16 protein-coding genes are annotated in these 14,333 nt (G+C 71.5%); 10 read left to right on the top strand and 6 right to left on the bottom strand.

Annotated features, from left to right (window positions below):
• The 3 genes from ABL310_RS24700 to ABL310_RS24690 all read right to left on the bottom strand — a co-directional run bounded on the left by ABL310_RS24700 (nucleotide 1) and on the right by ABL310_RS24690 (nucleotide 1,793).
• Entirely contained in the window at nucleotides 1-582 is a 582-nt protein-coding gene (locus tag ABL310_RS24700) for a TadE/TadG family type IV pilus assembly protein (RefSeq protein ID WP_349369640.1), read from the bottom strand.
• A gap of 11 nt (nucleotides 583-593) precedes the next feature.
• Nucleotides 594-1,193: a TadE/TadG family type IV pilus assembly protein gene (locus ABL310_RS24695; RefSeq protein WP_349369639.1), complete on the bottom strand. Its 600-nt coding sequence runs from the start codon at nucleotides 1,191-1,193 to the stop codon at nucleotides 594-596.
• 114 nt (nucleotides 1,194-1,307) lie between these two features.
• On the bottom strand, nucleotides 1,308-1,793 hold the full coding sequence (locus ABL310_RS24690) for a pilus assembly protein N-terminal domain-containing protein (protein WP_349372124.1): 486 nt from the start codon (nucleotides 1,791-1,793) through the stop codon (nucleotides 1,308-1,310).
• Nucleotides 1,794-2,443: 650 nt separating this feature from the next.
• On the opposite strand from ABL310_RS24690, the gene ABL310_RS24685 reads away from it, so the two are divergent.
• The 10 genes from ABL310_RS24685 to ABL310_RS24640 all read left to right on the top strand — a co-directional run bounded on the left by ABL310_RS24685 (nucleotide 2,444) and on the right by ABL310_RS24640 (nucleotide 11,387).
• On the top strand, nucleotides 2,444-2,638 hold the full coding sequence (locus ABL310_RS24685; protein ID WP_349369638.1) for a Flp family type IVb pilin: 195 nt from the start codon (nucleotides 2,444-2,446) through the stop codon (nucleotides 2,636-2,638).
• An 82-nt stretch (nucleotides 2,639-2,720) separates the two neighbouring features.
• Entirely contained in the window at nucleotides 2,721-2,912 is a 192-nt protein-coding gene (locus ABL310_RS24680) for a Flp family type IVb pilin (protein ID WP_349369637.1), read from the top strand.
• Nucleotides 2,913-2,940: 28 nt separating this feature from the next.
• The gene (locus ABL310_RS24675) at nucleotides 2,941-3,459 is read left to right on the top strand and encodes a prepilin peptidase (RefSeq protein WP_349369636.1); all 519 of its coding nucleotides are present in this window, start codon (nucleotides 2,941-2,943) and stop codon (nucleotides 3,457-3,459) included.
• A gap of 100 nt (nucleotides 3,460-3,559) precedes the next feature.
• A complete protein-coding gene (cpaB, locus tag ABL310_RS24670; RefSeq protein WP_349369635.1) occupies nucleotides 3,560-4,360 on the top strand; it encodes a Flp pilus assembly protein CpaB in 801 nt (266 codons plus the stop codon).
• Nucleotides 4,361-4,404: 44 nt separating this feature from the next.
• Entirely contained in the window at nucleotides 4,405-5,868 is a 1,464-nt protein-coding gene (locus tag ABL310_RS24665) for a type II and III secretion system protein family protein (protein ID WP_374730419.1), read from the top strand.
• Between the two features lie 45 nt (nucleotides 5,869-5,913).
• On the top strand, nucleotides 5,914-6,630 hold the full coding sequence (locus tag ABL310_RS24660) for a CpaD family pilus assembly protein (protein WP_349369633.1): 717 nt from the start codon (nucleotides 5,914-5,916) through the stop codon (nucleotides 6,628-6,630).
• 23 nt (nucleotides 6,631-6,653) lie between these two features.
• On the top strand, nucleotides 6,654-7,898 hold the full coding sequence (locus ABL310_RS24655; protein WP_349369632.1) for an AAA family ATPase: 1,245 nt from the start codon (nucleotides 6,654-6,656) through the stop codon (nucleotides 7,896-7,898).
• A gap of 26 nt (nucleotides 7,899-7,924) precedes the next feature.
• Nucleotides 7,925-9,430 carry a CpaF family protein gene (locus tag ABL310_RS24650; RefSeq protein ID WP_374730352.1) on the top strand — a complete coding sequence of 502 codons (1,506 nt, stop codon included), beginning with the start codon at nucleotides 7,925-7,927 and terminating at the stop codon, nucleotides 9,428-9,430.
• Between the two features lie 13 nt (nucleotides 9,431-9,443).
• Complete coding sequence (locus tag ABL310_RS24645) at nucleotides 9,444-10,424, top strand: type II secretion system F family protein (protein ID WP_349369630.1); 981 nt, start codon at nucleotides 9,444-9,446, stop codon at nucleotides 10,422-10,424.
• A 9-nt stretch (nucleotides 10,425-10,433) separates the two neighbouring features.
• The gene (locus tag ABL310_RS24640) at nucleotides 10,434-11,387 is read left to right on the top strand and encodes a type II secretion system F family protein (RefSeq protein ID WP_349369629.1); all 954 of its coding nucleotides are present in this window, start codon (nucleotides 10,434-10,436) and stop codon (nucleotides 11,385-11,387) included.
• Here ABL310_RS24640 and ABL310_RS24635 read toward each other — a convergent pair.
• From ABL310_RS24635 to ABL310_RS24625, 3 genes are read right to left on the bottom strand one after another with little or no spacing between them, the layout of a single operon-like run.
• Entirely contained in the window at nucleotides 11,296-12,516 is a 1,221-nt protein-coding gene (locus ABL310_RS24635) for an FAD-dependent oxidoreductase (RefSeq protein ID WP_349369628.1), read from the bottom strand. The two genes, ABL310_RS24640 and ABL310_RS24635, sit on opposite strands and share 92 nt — an antisense overlap.
• Entirely contained in the window at nucleotides 12,513-13,235 is a 723-nt protein-coding gene (locus tag ABL310_RS24630) for a methyltransferase domain-containing protein (protein ID WP_349369627.1), read from the bottom strand. The genes ABL310_RS24635 and ABL310_RS24630 overlap by 4 nt, the downstream gene beginning before the upstream one ends.
• A complete protein-coding gene (locus tag ABL310_RS24625; protein ID WP_349369626.1) occupies nucleotides 13,232-14,326 on the bottom strand; it encodes a type III polyketide synthase in 1,095 nt (364 codons plus the stop codon). Before ABL310_RS24625 ends, ABL310_RS24630 begins: the two co-directional genes overlap by 4 nt.
• Nucleotides 14,327-14,333: the final 7 nt, after the last annotated feature.

Here is a 14,333-nt window from a genome sequence, read left to right as displayed (position 1 = left end):
TCACAGGCAGGTGCGCCCGGAGAACGCCACCTCGGCGGCGTTGCGCACCGGCCAGGCGGTATCGTCCCTCAGCGTGATCTTCTTCATGAAGGCGTCGGGCGAGAAGGCCGGCTCGTAGGGCAGCGCCACCTCCGCGAAGACGTAGGAGGTCTGGGCCGTATCGAAGCCGACGGGGATCGGCATGATCGCCTCGCGCGCCCGTGCGACGCCGTTGGCGTTGGCGTAGCTCCAGCAGACGCGGCCCTCCAGGCTGCCGTCCTTGAGCTGCGTGACGTAGACGCTGCTGAGAACGATCGTGACCGGGGTCGGATCGTAGGGCTCGAGCACCACCGTCGCGGCGCGGATGATCTCGTCGAGCTCGGCCGCGCTCACGTCGCGATCGCGGCCCACGAGGTCTGCCACCGTGCGCGACAGGATCGTCACCTTGCGATCCATGTTCAGGCCGAGCGTCACCTGCGTCATGCCGAGATAGAGCAGCACCATGACGGGCAGGATCAAGGCGAACTCGATGGCGGCGACGCCGGCGCGTGCGGCGCGGAAGTCGCGCAGACGACGGGCGAGGAGGCGATGGGCTCTGCTCACGATGCGCTCTCCTATTGGCCGAAGGGCTCGTTCCGGAACGCGGCGGAGGCCACGATGAGGCGCCGGCCGTTGGCGAGGTTCGCCCGCGACGCGTCGAGCAGGGTCACGAAGACCGGATATTCGATGGCCGCCCGCACCACCACGACCTCGCGCTCGCCGCTCGCCTGGAATCCGAACGCGTCGGACGAGAAGGCGCCTTCGCCGTCGATCAGCGGATCGACGGTGACCGAGCCGAAATCGCCGAAGCGGCGCACGTCGACCTGGAGCATGGTGGAGCACGAGATCAAGGCGACGACGCGCGCGCAGATCTCGTCGCGGAAGGCCGTGCGCATCTCCTCGGGCGTGGCGGCCGCGTGCTGGTCCTGGAACTGGCCGGTGTAGATCAGGCGCGAGGCGTCCGTCACCGCGGTCTCGAGCACCTGCGTCGTCCAGAAGACGAGCGCCGTCTCGAGAATCGCGAAGAGGAGCGCGAAGAACGGCACGGAGACGAAGGCGAACTCGATCGCCGTCGAGCCGTCCTCGCAGCGTCGCAGCCGCCTGATCGCGCGAACGCCGAACAGGCGCCGGTTCCGGCGCCGGGAGGGGGCGTGTTCCGCTGGCTTGGCCCACATCGCTCGACCTCCTCGACAAGCGCGGGCGCGCATCGCGCCGCGATGCCGAGACGATTTAGCGAAAAAAGATTTCTCGACCCTTGCGACGATGGGCGTGTTTTCGCGCGATCCGCGTCAGCGCCCGACCGCCAGCTCGCTGCGCTGCGTCGCCTGGGCGCCGACGGCGCCGAAATACTCCGCCGAGTCCCCGAGCCTCAGCGAGGGCTGGCAGCCGGGCGTGCAGCTGTAGCTCTCGCGCGCGAGCCCGCGCTGCACCACGACCACGGAATCGGCGGGCGCCTTCACGCTGATCATGCTCTCGGCGAGGAGCAGGCCGTCCGGATCGAGCGCGATCAGGTTCGTCGCGCCATAGGCCTTGCCGGTGACGACGAGGATGCCGTTTCGCTGGACCGTCACGTCGGCGATGAACGGATTGCCGACGATGACCGTCTGCGCGCGCTCGGGCAGGCGGATGACCTTGGCGTGATCGAGATAGACCTCGAGCACGTCGAGAGACGGACCCCGCGCGCGCATGGAGGCCTCCGCGCCGGCCGCCGGATCGCCTTCGGGCGACGGCTGCACGGGGGCGGTCACGGCGAGGATGCGAGGCGCGGGCGCCATCGCGGCCGCCCCCGCCTCGGCGTCGGGGCTCGGGACGGGGATGGCCTCCTGAGCCTGCGCGGCGCCGACCGACCCCGCGCCGATCGCGAGGGACAGCGCGGCGACGCGCGCCACCGACGCTGCGAGGCGGCGCGGATGACGGTGAGGCGGGCGATCGCTGCGCATGCGCATGGTCCGTTTCTCTTCGTACCCGCCGGCCGGCGGCAGGCGCTCGAGCCGTGCGTGAGAGACTATCAACGCCTCGAAGACAGCGGAAATTGGTGAAGATTGTCTGAACGCGACCGGCTCGACTTGCCGTGCCGCGGTCGATCAACTCGCAGCGAGCCGGAAGGCCCATTGCGCTCCACTTGCGATCGGCTCAACCTGCGACAGACGAAGGTCGTCGTCGCCTGAAGCGTAAATTCGGGTTGACCAACAAATACTGTCCGATTCCCGTTCCGGCACAGCTGACTTTCAAATCGTTTCGATAACGTTGCACGCAGATAAAAGATTAACCATCCGATCTACAATCACGATGTATTTGGGAATGCTTGCGCGATTTAACTTCGCGGCAAGATGTCCTCGCCTAGGGTGAGCACATCGCCGCCCGGCGCCAGAAGCGAGACCGCCGGCCGCGTGTCGAAGCAGAAGTCGAAACGAGGAGCACACCCATGACCAACCTGTTCAAGCGCTTCGTCAAGGACGAGTCGGGCGCCACCGCCATCGAGTACGGCCTCATCGCCGCCATCGTGGCCGTCGGCCTCATCGCCGTCCTCAACGTGCTCGGCACCGAGCTGGCGCTGACGTTCGACGCGGTTCAGACCGAGCTGAGCACCGCGCGCACCGACAACGACGCCCGCGACTGATCGCGATCGCCGCACGCGATCGCTTCCGGGGCCTCTGCCGAGACCGTCGGCGGAGGCTCCGCAGCCCTTTGGAGCGCGTCCCATGCTGCGCCTCGCCCGCCGCTTCGCGCACCTGACCGACGGCTCCGTGCCGACGGAATACGCGCTCATCGCCGTGATCATCGTCCTGGCGATCATGGCCTCGCTTCCCCCGCTCGTGCCGGTCCTCTCGGGCGTGTTCGAGACCCTGGTCGCGGGCTTCGAGGACACGAGAGCGGCGGACCCGCAAACCTGACGGCCTCGTCCCGCGAAGGATTCCGGTCATGATCGACCAGCTGCCCGCCATCGTCGTCCTCGCCGCGTTCGCGGGCACGATTCTGTACGCGGCCGCCAGCGATCTGACGTCCTACACGATCCCCAACCGCGCGAGCCTCGCCCTTCTCGGGGCCTTCGCTCTCTTCGCCCCCCTCTCCGGCCTGTCGCTGGAGACGCTCGCCTGGCACCTCGCCGCCTTCGCGGCGGTGCTGACCGGCACCTTTCTCCTCTTCGCCATGGGCTGGATCGGCGGCGGCGACGCCAAGCTCGCCGCGGCGATCGCGCTGTGGATCGGCTGGCCCCTGCTGCCGGCCTACCTGTTCCAGACGGCGATGTTCGGCGCCGGGCTGACCCTCGCGCTCGTCCTGATGAGGCGCTTCCCCCTGCCGCTCGCCCTCGCCCGCGTCGGCTGGGTCTCGCGTCTGCACGACCCGCGCGCCGGCGTTCCCTACGGCGTCGCGCTCGCGTGCAGCGCCTTCGCGGCGCTCCCCGCGCTGCCCGTTTGGCGACTGGCCTTCCCCACGTAATCGATTGCCCAACGGTTCGATAGGATCGATTAACCATAAGTTGACGATTCGCTGATGAAGTCCGACGCGAGCAATTCTCGCAGCACGCGGACTTCGAACCATGAGACGAGCACAGCTGGCAGTCCTGGGACTCGCATTGGCGGCCGGCGCCGGGGCGATGATCCTGATGCGCTCCGATCCGCCTCCGGCTCCCGAGCCCGTCCCGGTCGCGGCGCCGGCACCGGCCCTCGACATGACCTCCGTCCTCGTCGCGGCCGCCGCGATTCCGATGGGCCAGACCCTCACCGAGCAGGATCTGCGCTGGCAGGACTGGCCGGCCGACGCCCTTCCGGAGGGCCTCATCACCGCCGACGACGGCATGGAGGTCGCCACCGGCGCCATCGCCCGGGCCGGCGTGCTCGCCGGCGAGCCGATCCGGCGCGAGCGACTGGTTCGGTCCGAGAGCGGCGGCTTCCTGTCGGCGGTGCTGCCCTCGGGCATGCGCGCCGTCGCCATCTCCATCGATTCGCGCGGATCGAGCACCGCAGGCGGCTTCGTCCTCCCCAACGACCGCGTCGACGTGATCTCCACCTATCGCGACGAGACCGCCTCGCAGCAGCTCGAGACGGACGTGCACGTCTCCGAGACGATCCTGCGCAACGTCCGCGTCCTCGCCATCGGCAAGAACGTCGAGCTCGACGAGGAGGGCAACGCCTTCGTCGACGGCGAGACCGCCACGCTCGAGCTGACGCCCGCCCAGGCGGAGTTCGTCACGCTCGCCCAGCGCACCGGCCAGCTCTCCCTCGTCCTGCGCAGCCTCGCGGACGCCTCGCCGAGCGCGGAGGAGGAGGCCGTCGAGGAGGAAGCGGACAGCCTGACCATCGTGCGCTTCGGCATCCCGCGCTCGAGCCCGATCCCGTGAGAGAGGCGCCCATGCCCCCGTTCGAGTCCCTTTCCGTTCAGGCGATGCGGCCGACGCCGCCGCGGCGGCCTCTCGCGACGGCGCTGGCGAGCGCCGCGCTTATCCTCGGGCTCGGCGCCGCGCCGACCGCCGCGCCGGCCGCCGACTGGGATCGCGCCGCGCCCGGCATCGTCGCGCCGCACGTCGCCTCCTCGGCGCCGATCGTCAGGATCGGCGCGGGAGAGGGCGCCGTGGCGCGCCGGGTCGACGTCGCGGTGGGCAAGTCCGTGATCGTGGAGCTCCCGGCGGACGCGCGGGAGGTCTTCGTCGCCAATCCCGCCGTGGCCAACGCCGTCGTGCGCTCGACCCGCAAGATCTTCCTCATCGGGCAGGCCGCCGGCGCCACCTCCGTGTTCGCCTTCGACGCCGAGGGGCGGCAGATCGCCTCGCTCGACGTCGATGTCGGCCGCGATCTCGTGGCGCTGCGCGACACGCTGCGCCGCACCCTGCCGGGCTCGACCGTGGAGGTCCAGGCGGCGGGCGAATCGATCGTGCTCACGGGCGCCGTCTCCTCGGCGCTCGAGGCCCAGCGGGCGGTCGACATCGCCCAGGCCTTCGTCGGCGTCTCCGAGGGCACGGCGGGCGCGGTGGTCAACTCGCTGACGATCGGCGGCGAGGACCAGGTCATGCTGCGGGTGACGGTGGTCGAGGTGGAGCGCTCCGTGCTCAAGCGCTTCGGCATCGAGACCAATGCGGGCTGGACGCCGAACCCCGTGGGCGGCTTCGAAGGGTTGACCCTGAGCTCGTCCGGCACGGGCGGCGAGGTGCGCGCCGGCCTTCAGGGCGGCGGCTTCAGCCTCGAGGCCACCCTCGACGCCTTCGAGAGCGTGGGCCTGCTGCGGGTCCTCGCCGAGCCGACGCTCGTGGCGATCTCGGGCGAGACCGCGGATTTCCAGGCCGGCGGCCAGATCCCGATCCGCAGCTGCTCGGGCACCGGGGCCACCCTCGAGTGCGGCATCGAGCTCCTCGACTTCGGCGTCAACCTCTCCTTCACGCCGGTGGTGCTCTCCAGCGGGCGCATCTCGCTGCGCGTCGCGACCCGGGTGCGCGAAATCGATCCGAGCGTCTCGGTCGAGATCGGCGGCTCGCCCTACCCCGGCTTCAAGACGCGTGAATCCGCGACGAGCCTGGAGCTCGGCTCGGGCGCGACGATCATGACGGCGGGCCTGCTCAGCCAGCGCATGGACCGGCGCGTCAACGGCTTTCCGGGCCTCCTCAACGTGCCGATCCTCGGCGCGCTGTTCCGGTCGACCGCCTACGAGCGGCGCGAGACCGAGCTGATGATCCTCGTCACGCCCTACATCGCGCAGCCCATGCAGCCGACGGAGGTGGCGCGGCCGGACGACGGCTTCGTCGACGCCTACGATCCCCAGACGGTCCTGCTCGGGCGGCTGAACCAGATCTACGGCACGGCGGGCCCGGTCGATCCGATCGGGCTGAGGGGCACCTTCGGCTTCATCGCGGACTGACGACGAGACTCTCGAGCCGAGACCTTTCGAGCAAGGACCACACGAATGGCGCGAACCGCACAAGTCGAACCCCGCACCGGCCGGCGCACCGCCGCCGCGTTCGCCGGGCGCCTGTTCCTCGTCGGGGCCCTCGCGGCGCTCGGCGCCTGCGCCGACCGGGTCGTCCAGACCGGCTCCACCTATCCCGCCGACTACCGCGAGCGCCACCCGATCGCGCTGACGCAGACGCCTGCGGTCCTCGACGTCATGATCAGGGGCGTGGGCCTCGATCCGCGCCAGCGCACGGACGTCGCCGCCTTCGCGGCGCGCTATCGCGACGGCGGCAGCGGCGCGCTCCACGTGCAGGTGCCCGAAGGCGGGGACGAGATCGGGACCCGGCGCACGCTGGAGAGCGTCAGAGCGACGCTCGCCGCGGCCGGGGTTCCCGCCGGCTATCTCTCCGTGTCGGGCTACCGCCCCGCCAATGCCGAGCTCGCGGCGGCGATCCGCCTCTCGTTCCGCCAGCTCGACGCGCGGGTCCAGAGCCGGTGCGGGCTGTGGCCGCAGGACCTCGGCGTCTCGGACGCGGGCTTCAACCTGCGCAACGAGCAGCACTGGAACCACGGCTGCGCCACGCAGAACAACGTCGCCGCCCAGGTCGCCGACCCGGTCGACCTGGTCCGGGCGCGCACCGCGACGCCGATCGACGTCAACGCGCGGCTCCCCGACGTCCGGGCGGTGCGCGCGGCGGAATATCCCGCCACCTCCTTCCCCGAAGACTGAGCGCAGCGAAAGAGGATGTCGCAATGACCGAGATCCCCGTGCGCGACGAGATGATCCCTCCCGTTCCGCGCATCACCATGCAGGCCTTCTGCGAGACGGCGGACCTCGCCGCGGCCGTCGAGGCGGCGGCGCTCGACCGACGCATGCAGAAGGCGCACGTGCGCGTCCAGACCGGGGGCGCGCCCGCCGCGGCCGCCGCCTACGCCCAGGCGCCGACGCCCAACGTCGTGCTGCTCGAGACGCGCCACCAGAGCCAGGGCGAGTTCCTCGGCCAGCTCGACGCCCTCTCGGAAGTCTGCGACGCGGGCACGAAGGTGATCGTCATCGGCCACGTCAACGACGTGACCTTCTACCGCGAGCTGATCGCCCGCGGCGTCAGCGACTACCTGATCGCCCCGATCGACGCACTCGGGGTGGTGCGGGCGATCTCCGGCCTGTTCGCGGCTCCCGGCGCGCCGCCGCTCGGGCGCACCGTCGCCGTCGTCGGCGCCAAGGGCGGCGTCGGCGCCTCCACGGTCGCGCACAATGTCGGCTGGGCGCTGTCGCGCAAGCTCGACATGTCCACCGTGATCGTCGACCTCGACATCGCCTTCGGCACGGCCGGGCTCGATTTCAACCAGGACCCGCCGCAGGGCATCGCGGAGGCCATCTTCGCGCCCGAGCGGGTCGACGCCAACATGGTGGACCGGCTCTTGTCGAAATGCTCGGACAAGCTCAGCCTGCTCGCGGCGCCGGCCCTGCTCGACCGCACCTGCGACCTCACCGAGACCGCCTTCGACAACCTGCTCGACATCCTGCGCGCGTCGACGCCGGCGATCGTCCTCGACGTGCCGCACGTCTGGACCGCATGGTCGCGCCGGCTTCTGGTCTCGTCCGACGAGATCGTGATCGTGGCGGCGCCCGAGCTCGCCTCGCTGCGCAACGCCAAGAACCTGGTGGACCTGCTCCGCCAGGCGCGCCCGAACGATCGCCCACCGAAGGTCGTCCTCAATCAGGCCGCGATCCCCAAGCGCCCCGAGATCGGCCCCTCCGACTTCGCCAAGGCGATCGGGCTCGACCTCGCGGCCGTGCTTCCGTTCGACGCGCAGCTGTTCGGCACGGCGGCCAACAATGGCCAGATGATCGCCGAGATGCAGCCGAACGCCCGCTGCGCCGAGCTCTTCAACGATCTCGCCGGCGCCGTGGTCGGCCGCACCGGTGAGCGTCGCGCCCGCAGGACCATGCTCGAGCCGATCCTGTCCAAGCTCACGCGCCGCAAGGCGTCCTGAGGCCTCCGACGGGGAGACGAGTTGCGATGTTCGGTAAGCGATCTCAAGGCGGAGCCCAGCCGGCGACGATGCCCCGAGCGGCGCCGCCGGTGGTGCCGCTCGCGAAGGATCCGGGCGACGGGGCGCCGGCTCCGGCGCCGCAGGCGGTCCCCGTCCTGCCCGACCCGGGCTATACGCCGGCGACGTCGCTCGAGCCGAAGGCGGCGATCGAGAAGCCGCTCGTCGTCGAGGAGCGCCACAAGTCGGACAAGTACTACCAGACGAAGAGCATGGTCTTCGGCGCGCTGATCGAGGCCATCGATCTCGCGCAGCTCGCGCGCCTCGAGGCGGATTCGGCGCGCGAGGAAATCCGCGACATCGTCAACGAGATCATCGCGCTCAAGAACGTCGTCATGTCCATCGCCGAGCAGGAGGAGCTGCTCGAGGACATCTGCAACGACGTGCTCGGCTACGGCCCGCTCGAGCCGCTGCTCGCCCGCGACGACATCGCCGACATCATGGTCAACGGCGCGAACAAGACCTACATCGAGGTCTCGGGCAAGATCCAGCTGACCAACATCCGCTTCCGCGACAATCAGCAGCTGATGAACATCTGCCAGCGGATCGTCAGCCAGGTCGGCCGCCGGGTCGACGAGTCGAGCCCGATCTGCGACGCGCGCCTCCCCGACGGCTCGCGCGTCAACGTCATCGCCCCGCCGCTGTCGCTCGACGGCCCGACGCTGACGATCCGAAAGTTCAAGAAGGACAAGCTCACCCTCGACCAGCTGACCAAGTTCGGCGCAATCGCGCCGCCGGGCGCGGACATCCTCAAGATCATCGGCCGGGTCCGCTGCAATACGGTCATCTCCGGCGGCACGGGCTCGGGCAAGACGACGCTGCTGAACTGCCTGACCAACTACATCGAGCACGACGAGCGCGTCATCACCTGCGAGGACGCCGCCGAGCTGCAGCTGCAGCAGCCGCACGTGGTGCGCCTGGAGACGCGCCCGCCCAACCTCGAGGGCCAGGGCCAGGTGACGATGCGCGACCTCGTGCGCAACTGCCTGCGCATGCGCCCCGAGCGCATCATCGTCGGCGAGGTGCGCGGGCCGGAGGCCTTCGACCTGCTGCAGGCGATGAACACCGGCCACGACGGCTCGATGGGCACGCTGCACGCCAACTCGCCGCGCGAGTGCCTGTCGCGTATCGAATCGATGATCACCATGGGCGGCTTCGCCCTGCCTTCTCGCACGATCCGCGAGATGATCGTCTCCTCCATCGACGTGATCATCCAGGCGGCGCGCCTGCGCGACGGCTCGCGGCGGATCACCCACATCACCGAGGTGGTGGGCATGGAGGGCGACGTCATCATCACCCAGGATCTGGTCGTCTACGACATCGTCGGCGAGGACGCGAACGGGCGCCTGATCGGCCGCCATCGCTCCACCGGCATCGGCCGCCCGCGCTTCTGGGAGAGGGCCCGCTATTACGGTTGCGAGACCGCGCTCGCCGCCGCCCTCGACAAGCTCGAGGTCTCGGAGGCGCAGGAATGAGAGGCCCCCGGCGATGGACATGAACACGCTCGTCGCCGCGGCCATGATCATGGCGGCCGTCGGCGGCCTCGCCTGGGTCTTCGTCTATCCGATCCTCTCCGGCGATCGCCGCGCCGAGAAGCGCCAGCGCGCGCTCGTCGCACGCGGTCCGGCGGTGCGGACCGAGCGGGTGACGGGGGGCGGCCAGAACCGCCGGGAGCAGATCGCCCAGAGCCTCAAGGAGGTCGAGGCCCGCAAGAACGCGCAGAACCGCGTCACGATCGAGCAGCGCCTCGCGCGGGCGGGGCTCGACTGGCCGCCGTCGCGCTTCTACCTCCTGAGCGCGGGGCTCGGCGTCGTGCTCGCGCTCCTGGGCCTGCTGCTCACGCGCAGCCTGCTCGTCGCGGGTCTCGCGGGCTTCGTCGGCGCCTTCGGCCTGCCGCGCTGGCTGCTCGGCCATCGGGCGAAGAAGCGCATCGCCGGCTTCATCGAGGAGCTTCCCAACGCCATCGACATCATCGTGCGCGGCATCCGCTCGGGCCTTCCCCTCGGGGACTGCATCCGCGAGATCGCGATCAACGCCCGCGAGCCGATCCGGACCGAGTTCCGCCACGTGATGGAATCGCAGGCCATCGGCATCCCGCTGTCGGAGGCGATCCAGAAGATGGCCGAGCGCGTGCCCATCCCGGAGGCCAACTTCTTCGCCATCGCCATCGGCATCCAGTCGAAGGCCGGCGGCAACCTCTCCGAGGCCCTGGGCAACCTGTCGCGGGTGCTGCGCGAGCGCCGGCGCATGCGGGGCAAGATCAAGGCGATGAGCATGGAGGCCAAGGCCTCCGCGGCGATCATCGCCTCGCTGCCCTTCCTCGTCGCGCTGCTCACCTATCTCACGAGCCCCGACTACATCTCGCTGCTCTGGACGACGGGTCTGGGCCGGATCGTGCTCGGCTGCTGCGCCTTGTGGATGGCGATGGGCGTGCTGGTGATGCGCAACATGATCAACTTCGAGATCTGAGGCGAGACGATGGACACCAACCTGCTGGCCACGGCGCTGGCCATGATCGCCGCCGCAGCCACCGTCTACTCGCTCGCCATGCCGCTCGTCAGCGGCGACAATCTCGACAAGCGCATGAAGGCGGTGGCGGTGGAGCGCGAGCGGATCCGGGCGCGCGAGCGCGACCGGATCGCTGCGGATCGCAGCCGCGGCTCCCTGCGGCAGCGGCCGCAGGCGCGCATCAAGGAGATCGTGGAGCGCTTCAAGCTCTCGGACTGGCTCGGCACCGAATCCGCGAAGATGCAGCTCATGCAGGCGGGCTTCCGCGGCGAGCGCGCCGAGTACACCTTCCTGTTCTTCCGCCTCGCGACCCCGATCGGCCTGTGCGCGCTCGCGGCCCTGTACCTGTTCGTGGTCGCCGATCTCGGCCTGCCGCCGCTGCTGCGGCTGGCGATCGTAATGGTGGCGGCCTATGTCGGCGTGAAGGCGCCGGAGATCTACCTCTCCAACGCCAAGGCCAAGCGGCAGCTCTCGATCCGCCGGTCCTGGCCCGACGCGCTCGATCTCCTGCTGATCTGCGTGGAGGCCGGCATGTCGATCGAGCAGGCCTTCAAGCGCGTCGGGCTCGAGGTCGGGCCGAATTCCGTCGCGCTCGCCGAGGAGCTCGCCCTCGCCAGCGCCGAGATGGCCTATCTCAACGACCGCCGGCTCGCCTACGAGAACCTGGCGATACGCACCGGGCTCGAGACCGTGAAGGCGGTCTCGCAGGCGCTCGTCCAGGCCGAGCGCTACGGCACCCCCATCGGCCAGGCCCTGCGCGTTCTCGCGCAGGAGAGCCGCGACCAGCGCATGAACGAGGCCGAGAAGAAGGCCGCCGCGCTGCCGCCGAAGCTCACGGTGCCGATGATCGTGTTCTTCCTGCCGGTGCTGTTCGCCGTCCTGATGACGCCGGCGGCGATCCAGGTGATGGAGACCGACTGGTGATCGCACTGCGCCAGGCGCGTTCGGGGACCCGCGTCGCAGCCGCGGCGCGCGCCACGAGCGCCGGCGCGAGCGTCGCCGCGACGACGGCGAGGCGACGCCCGAGCGCGCCGCGCCCGAGCCGCTCCAGGAGCCGCGCCCGCCCGATCTGAGGGCCGATCTCCGCCGCGAGCCGCGCGTGGTGCGCGCGCGCATCCTCGCCCGCCAGGATCGCCCCGGCCGCGCGCAGGCCGGCATGCAGCGCGATGGCGAGGCCGTCGCCGCACAAGGACGGCACCACGCCCGCCTGATCCCCGACCCGGTAGAGCCCTGGCGGATCGTCCGCCGCCGGGCGATGCACGAAGCCGTAGGGGATCTTCGCGATCGCGAGGGGCCGTTCGTGCAGGGCGCGGGCGCCCGCGAGCGCATCGGCGAGGACGGGCGTCTCGCCGGCGACCCGGGCGACGACGCCCTCCAGCCCGCCGCCCGCGGCGCGCACCAGGCGGGTGTCGGCGACGAGGCAGAGATTGGCCCGGCCGCCCTCGACGAGCTGCAGGCCGGCATAGCCGCCTGCGAACGCCACGAGCGCGATGCGCCCGGACAGGCGCGCCGCGCCCGCGGGCGGGAGGGCGAGATGCGTCTTGAAGCCGACGAGATCCGCGTCCGCGGGACGCGGGCGGGCGTGGCCGCGCAGGTCGCGCTTGCCGACCGCGAGGACAGCCCGGGGCGCCGCGCAGGTCGTCCCGTCCGCGAGCCTGGCGCGCCAGAGATCACCCGGGCCCCGATCGAGGCCGCGGACGGCGAGCCCGCGCACGAGCCGCACGCCCGCGCGCGCCGCCGCCGCGAGCAGCGCCTCGTCCAGCACGCGCCGGCTCAGGCCGCAGGCGCGGAACGGCAGCGGCGCCTCCGCCGTGCGCGGCCCGACGGCGAGGGTCAGCCGATCGATCGTCGGCGCTTCGGGGGCCGGCGGGGCGAGGCCGAGTCCGTCCAGCATCGCGCAGGCCTCGCCGGAGACGAACTCGCCGCAGACCTTGTCGTGCGGGCCCGCCTCGCGCTCCACCAGCATCACGTCGAGGCCGCCCTGGGCGAGGCGCAAAGCCGCCGCCGCGCCCGCCGGCCCGCCGCCGATCACGAGAACGTCCGCGCCGCTCATCGCGGAGCCTCCCGCAGGCGCTCGACGGTCAGCCGGAACGGAAAGCGCCGCCGGATCGCGACGGCGCCGTCGAGGCCGGCCGCCGCCGCGAGGCTGCGCCAGTCGGCCTCGGTGAAGCCGCGGGCGATGGAGAGCGGACCGTCGTGACGCACGAAGGGATGCCAGCGCATCGCCGCCGCGAGCGCGCGGAAGCCGTGGAAGGAGAGGCGCGAGCGGCGCAGGTCGTTCACCAGCCAGCCGATCCCGGCGCGCCGCTCCATGCGGTCCAGCAGCGCGACGATGTCGGCGTCCGCGAGATGGTGGGCGACGAGGGACGAGACGATCAGGTCCGGCCGCGCGCCCTCCTCGGCCAGCGCGTCGCCGACCCGGTAGGCGACGGCGTCCGCCGGATCGGTCGCGGCGCGGGCGGCGGCGACGGCGTTCGGCGACAGGTCGATCCCCTCCAGATCGAGCGCGAGCCCGCGCCGCCGCCCCAGCGCCGCGAGGGCGCGCAGCGTGTCGCCGTAGCCGCAGCCGAGATCGACGACGCGCAGCCGCCGGCCCGGATGCGCCCGCGCCGCGCGTTCGACGAAGCCGAGGACGGGGCGGCGGCCGAGGGTGAGCGTGTTCACCCGCGCGAGGTCGGCGAGGCAGGCCGCGAGCACGTCCGGCGCGACCGCCGGATCGTCCATCAGCTCGGGGCCGGGCGCGCGCGCGGAGGCGTCGAAGCGCACGCTCACGCCGCCCTCGCGAAGCGGAAGGTCTCGGCCACCATGCCGGGGCCGAAGGCCATGCCGAGCCCCGGCTCCCCGGCCGCGCCGCGCGCGTCCATGAGCCGGCGCAGCACGAAGAGCACCGTGGGCGAGGACATGTTGCCGTTCTCCCGCAGGACGTCGCGCGCCGGGCCGAGCGCCGTGTCCGGCAGGTTGAGCCCCTGCGCCACGGCGTCGAGCACGGTGCGTCCGCCGGGATGCACGGCGAAGAGGGCGTAGTCCTCGGGACGCCGCCCGCCCAGCACGCCGCGCGGGTCGTTGCGGGCGCGCTCGGCCTCGAGCGCCTCGGCGATCGCCTGCGGCACCGCGCCGGAGAGGTGCATCAGGAAGCCGGTGTCGCCGATGTCCCAGGTGATCCGGTCCTGCGTCGCCGGGATGGTCACGGCCCGGAAGCTCTCCAGCGCGAAGCCGGTCTCCTCGGCGGTGACCAGCGCCGCCGCCGCGCCGTCGCCGAACAGCATCGCCGAGAGCAGGCTCTCGAGCCGGTCGACCTCCTGCAGATGCAGGGTGCACAGCTCCACGCAGACGACGAGCACGCGCGCCTGCGGCTCCGAGCGCACGATGTGCCGCGCGGTCTTGAGCCCGTTCACAGCCGCCGAGCAGCCCATGTAGGAGATGGCGATGCGCTCGATGTCCGGATCGAGGGCGAGCCGCTCGACGAGGCGCTGGTCGATTCCCGGCGCGCAGAAGCCGGTGCAGGAGACGGTGATCAGATGCGTGACGGCGCCGAGATCGGCCCGCGCCGCGAGGTCGCGCACGGCGGCTTCCGCCAGTACCGGCGCGTGCTCGGAATAGCGCCGCATCCGCGCCGCCGTGCCGGGAAAGGCGCCGCGCCGGAAGAAGCGCTCCTCGTCGAGGCGCTCGTCGTGCGTCGGCCGGAAGGTCGACCAGCGCCGCGCGATCCCCGCGCGGCCGGCCATGCGCCGGAACAGCGTCCGGTCCCGACGCTGCGAGAGGGTCCCCTCGGCGAAGGCGATGAAGGCCTCGTGGATCTGGTTCGGCGGCGTCGCGACGCCCACTGCGTTCAGATGGGCCGTGACGGCCTCGGCTTCCGGCATGCGCGCT

Source organism: Salinarimonas sp., assembly GCF_040111675.1.
Classification (GTDB): domain Bacteria; phylum Pseudomonadota; class Alphaproteobacteria; order Rhizobiales; family Beijerinckiaceae; genus Salinarimonas.
This window is presented reverse-complemented; position numbering and strand designations above follow the sequence as displayed.

Excerpts from the sequence above, each read along its gene's own strand:
- cpaB (WP_349369635.1), top strand. The coding sequence starts at position 3,560 with ATGAGACGAGCACAGCTGGCAGTCCTGGGACTCGCATTGGCGGCCGGC.
- ABL310_RS24625 (WP_349369626.1), bottom strand. The coding sequence starts at position 14,326 with ATGCCGGAAGCCGAGGCCGTCACGGCCCATCTGAACGCAGTGGGCGTC.
- ABL310_RS24645 (WP_349369630.1), top strand. The coding sequence starts at position 9,444 with ATGGACATGAACACGCTCGTCGCCGCGGCCATGATCATGGCGGCCGTC.
- ABL310_RS24640 (WP_349369629.1), top strand. The coding sequence starts at position 10,434 with ATGGACACCAACCTGCTGGCCACGGCGCTGGCCATGATCGCCGCCGCA.
- ABL310_RS24690 (WP_349372124.1), bottom strand. The coding sequence starts at position 1,793 with ATGGCGCCCGCGCCTCGCATCCTCGCCGTGACCGCCCCCGTGCAGCCG.
- ABL310_RS24695 (WP_349369639.1), bottom strand. The coding sequence starts at position 1,193 with ATGTGGGCCAAGCCAGCGGAACACGCCCCCTCCCGGCGCCGGAACCGG.
- ABL310_RS24675 (WP_349369636.1), top strand. The coding sequence starts at position 2,941 with ATGATCGACCAGCTGCCCGCCATCGTCGTCCTCGCCGCGTTCGCGGGC.
- ABL310_RS24665 (WP_374730419.1), top strand. The coding sequence starts at position 4,405 with ATGCGGCCGACGCCGCCGCGGCGGCCTCTCGCGACGGCGCTGGCGAGC.
- ABL310_RS24685 (WP_349369638.1), top strand. The coding sequence starts at position 2,444 with ATGACCAACCTGTTCAAGCGCTTCGTCAAGGACGAGTCGGGCGCCACC.
- ABL310_RS24660 (WP_349369633.1), top strand. The coding sequence starts at position 5,914 with ATGGCGCGAACCGCACAAGTCGAACCCCGCACCGGCCGGCGCACCGCC.
- ABL310_RS24680 (WP_349369637.1), top strand. The coding sequence starts at position 2,721 with ATGCTGCGCCTCGCCCGCCGCTTCGCGCACCTGACCGACGGCTCCGTG.
- ABL310_RS24650 (WP_374730352.1), top strand. The coding sequence starts at position 7,925 with ATGTTCGGTAAGCGATCTCAAGGCGGAGCCCAGCCGGCGACGATGCCC.
- ABL310_RS24635 (WP_349369628.1), bottom strand. The coding sequence starts at position 12,516 with ATGAGCGGCGCGGACGTTCTCGTGATCGGCGGCGGGCCGGCGGGCGCG.
- ABL310_RS24655 (WP_349369632.1), top strand. The coding sequence starts at position 6,654 with ATGACCGAGATCCCCGTGCGCGACGAGATGATCCCTCCCGTTCCGCGC.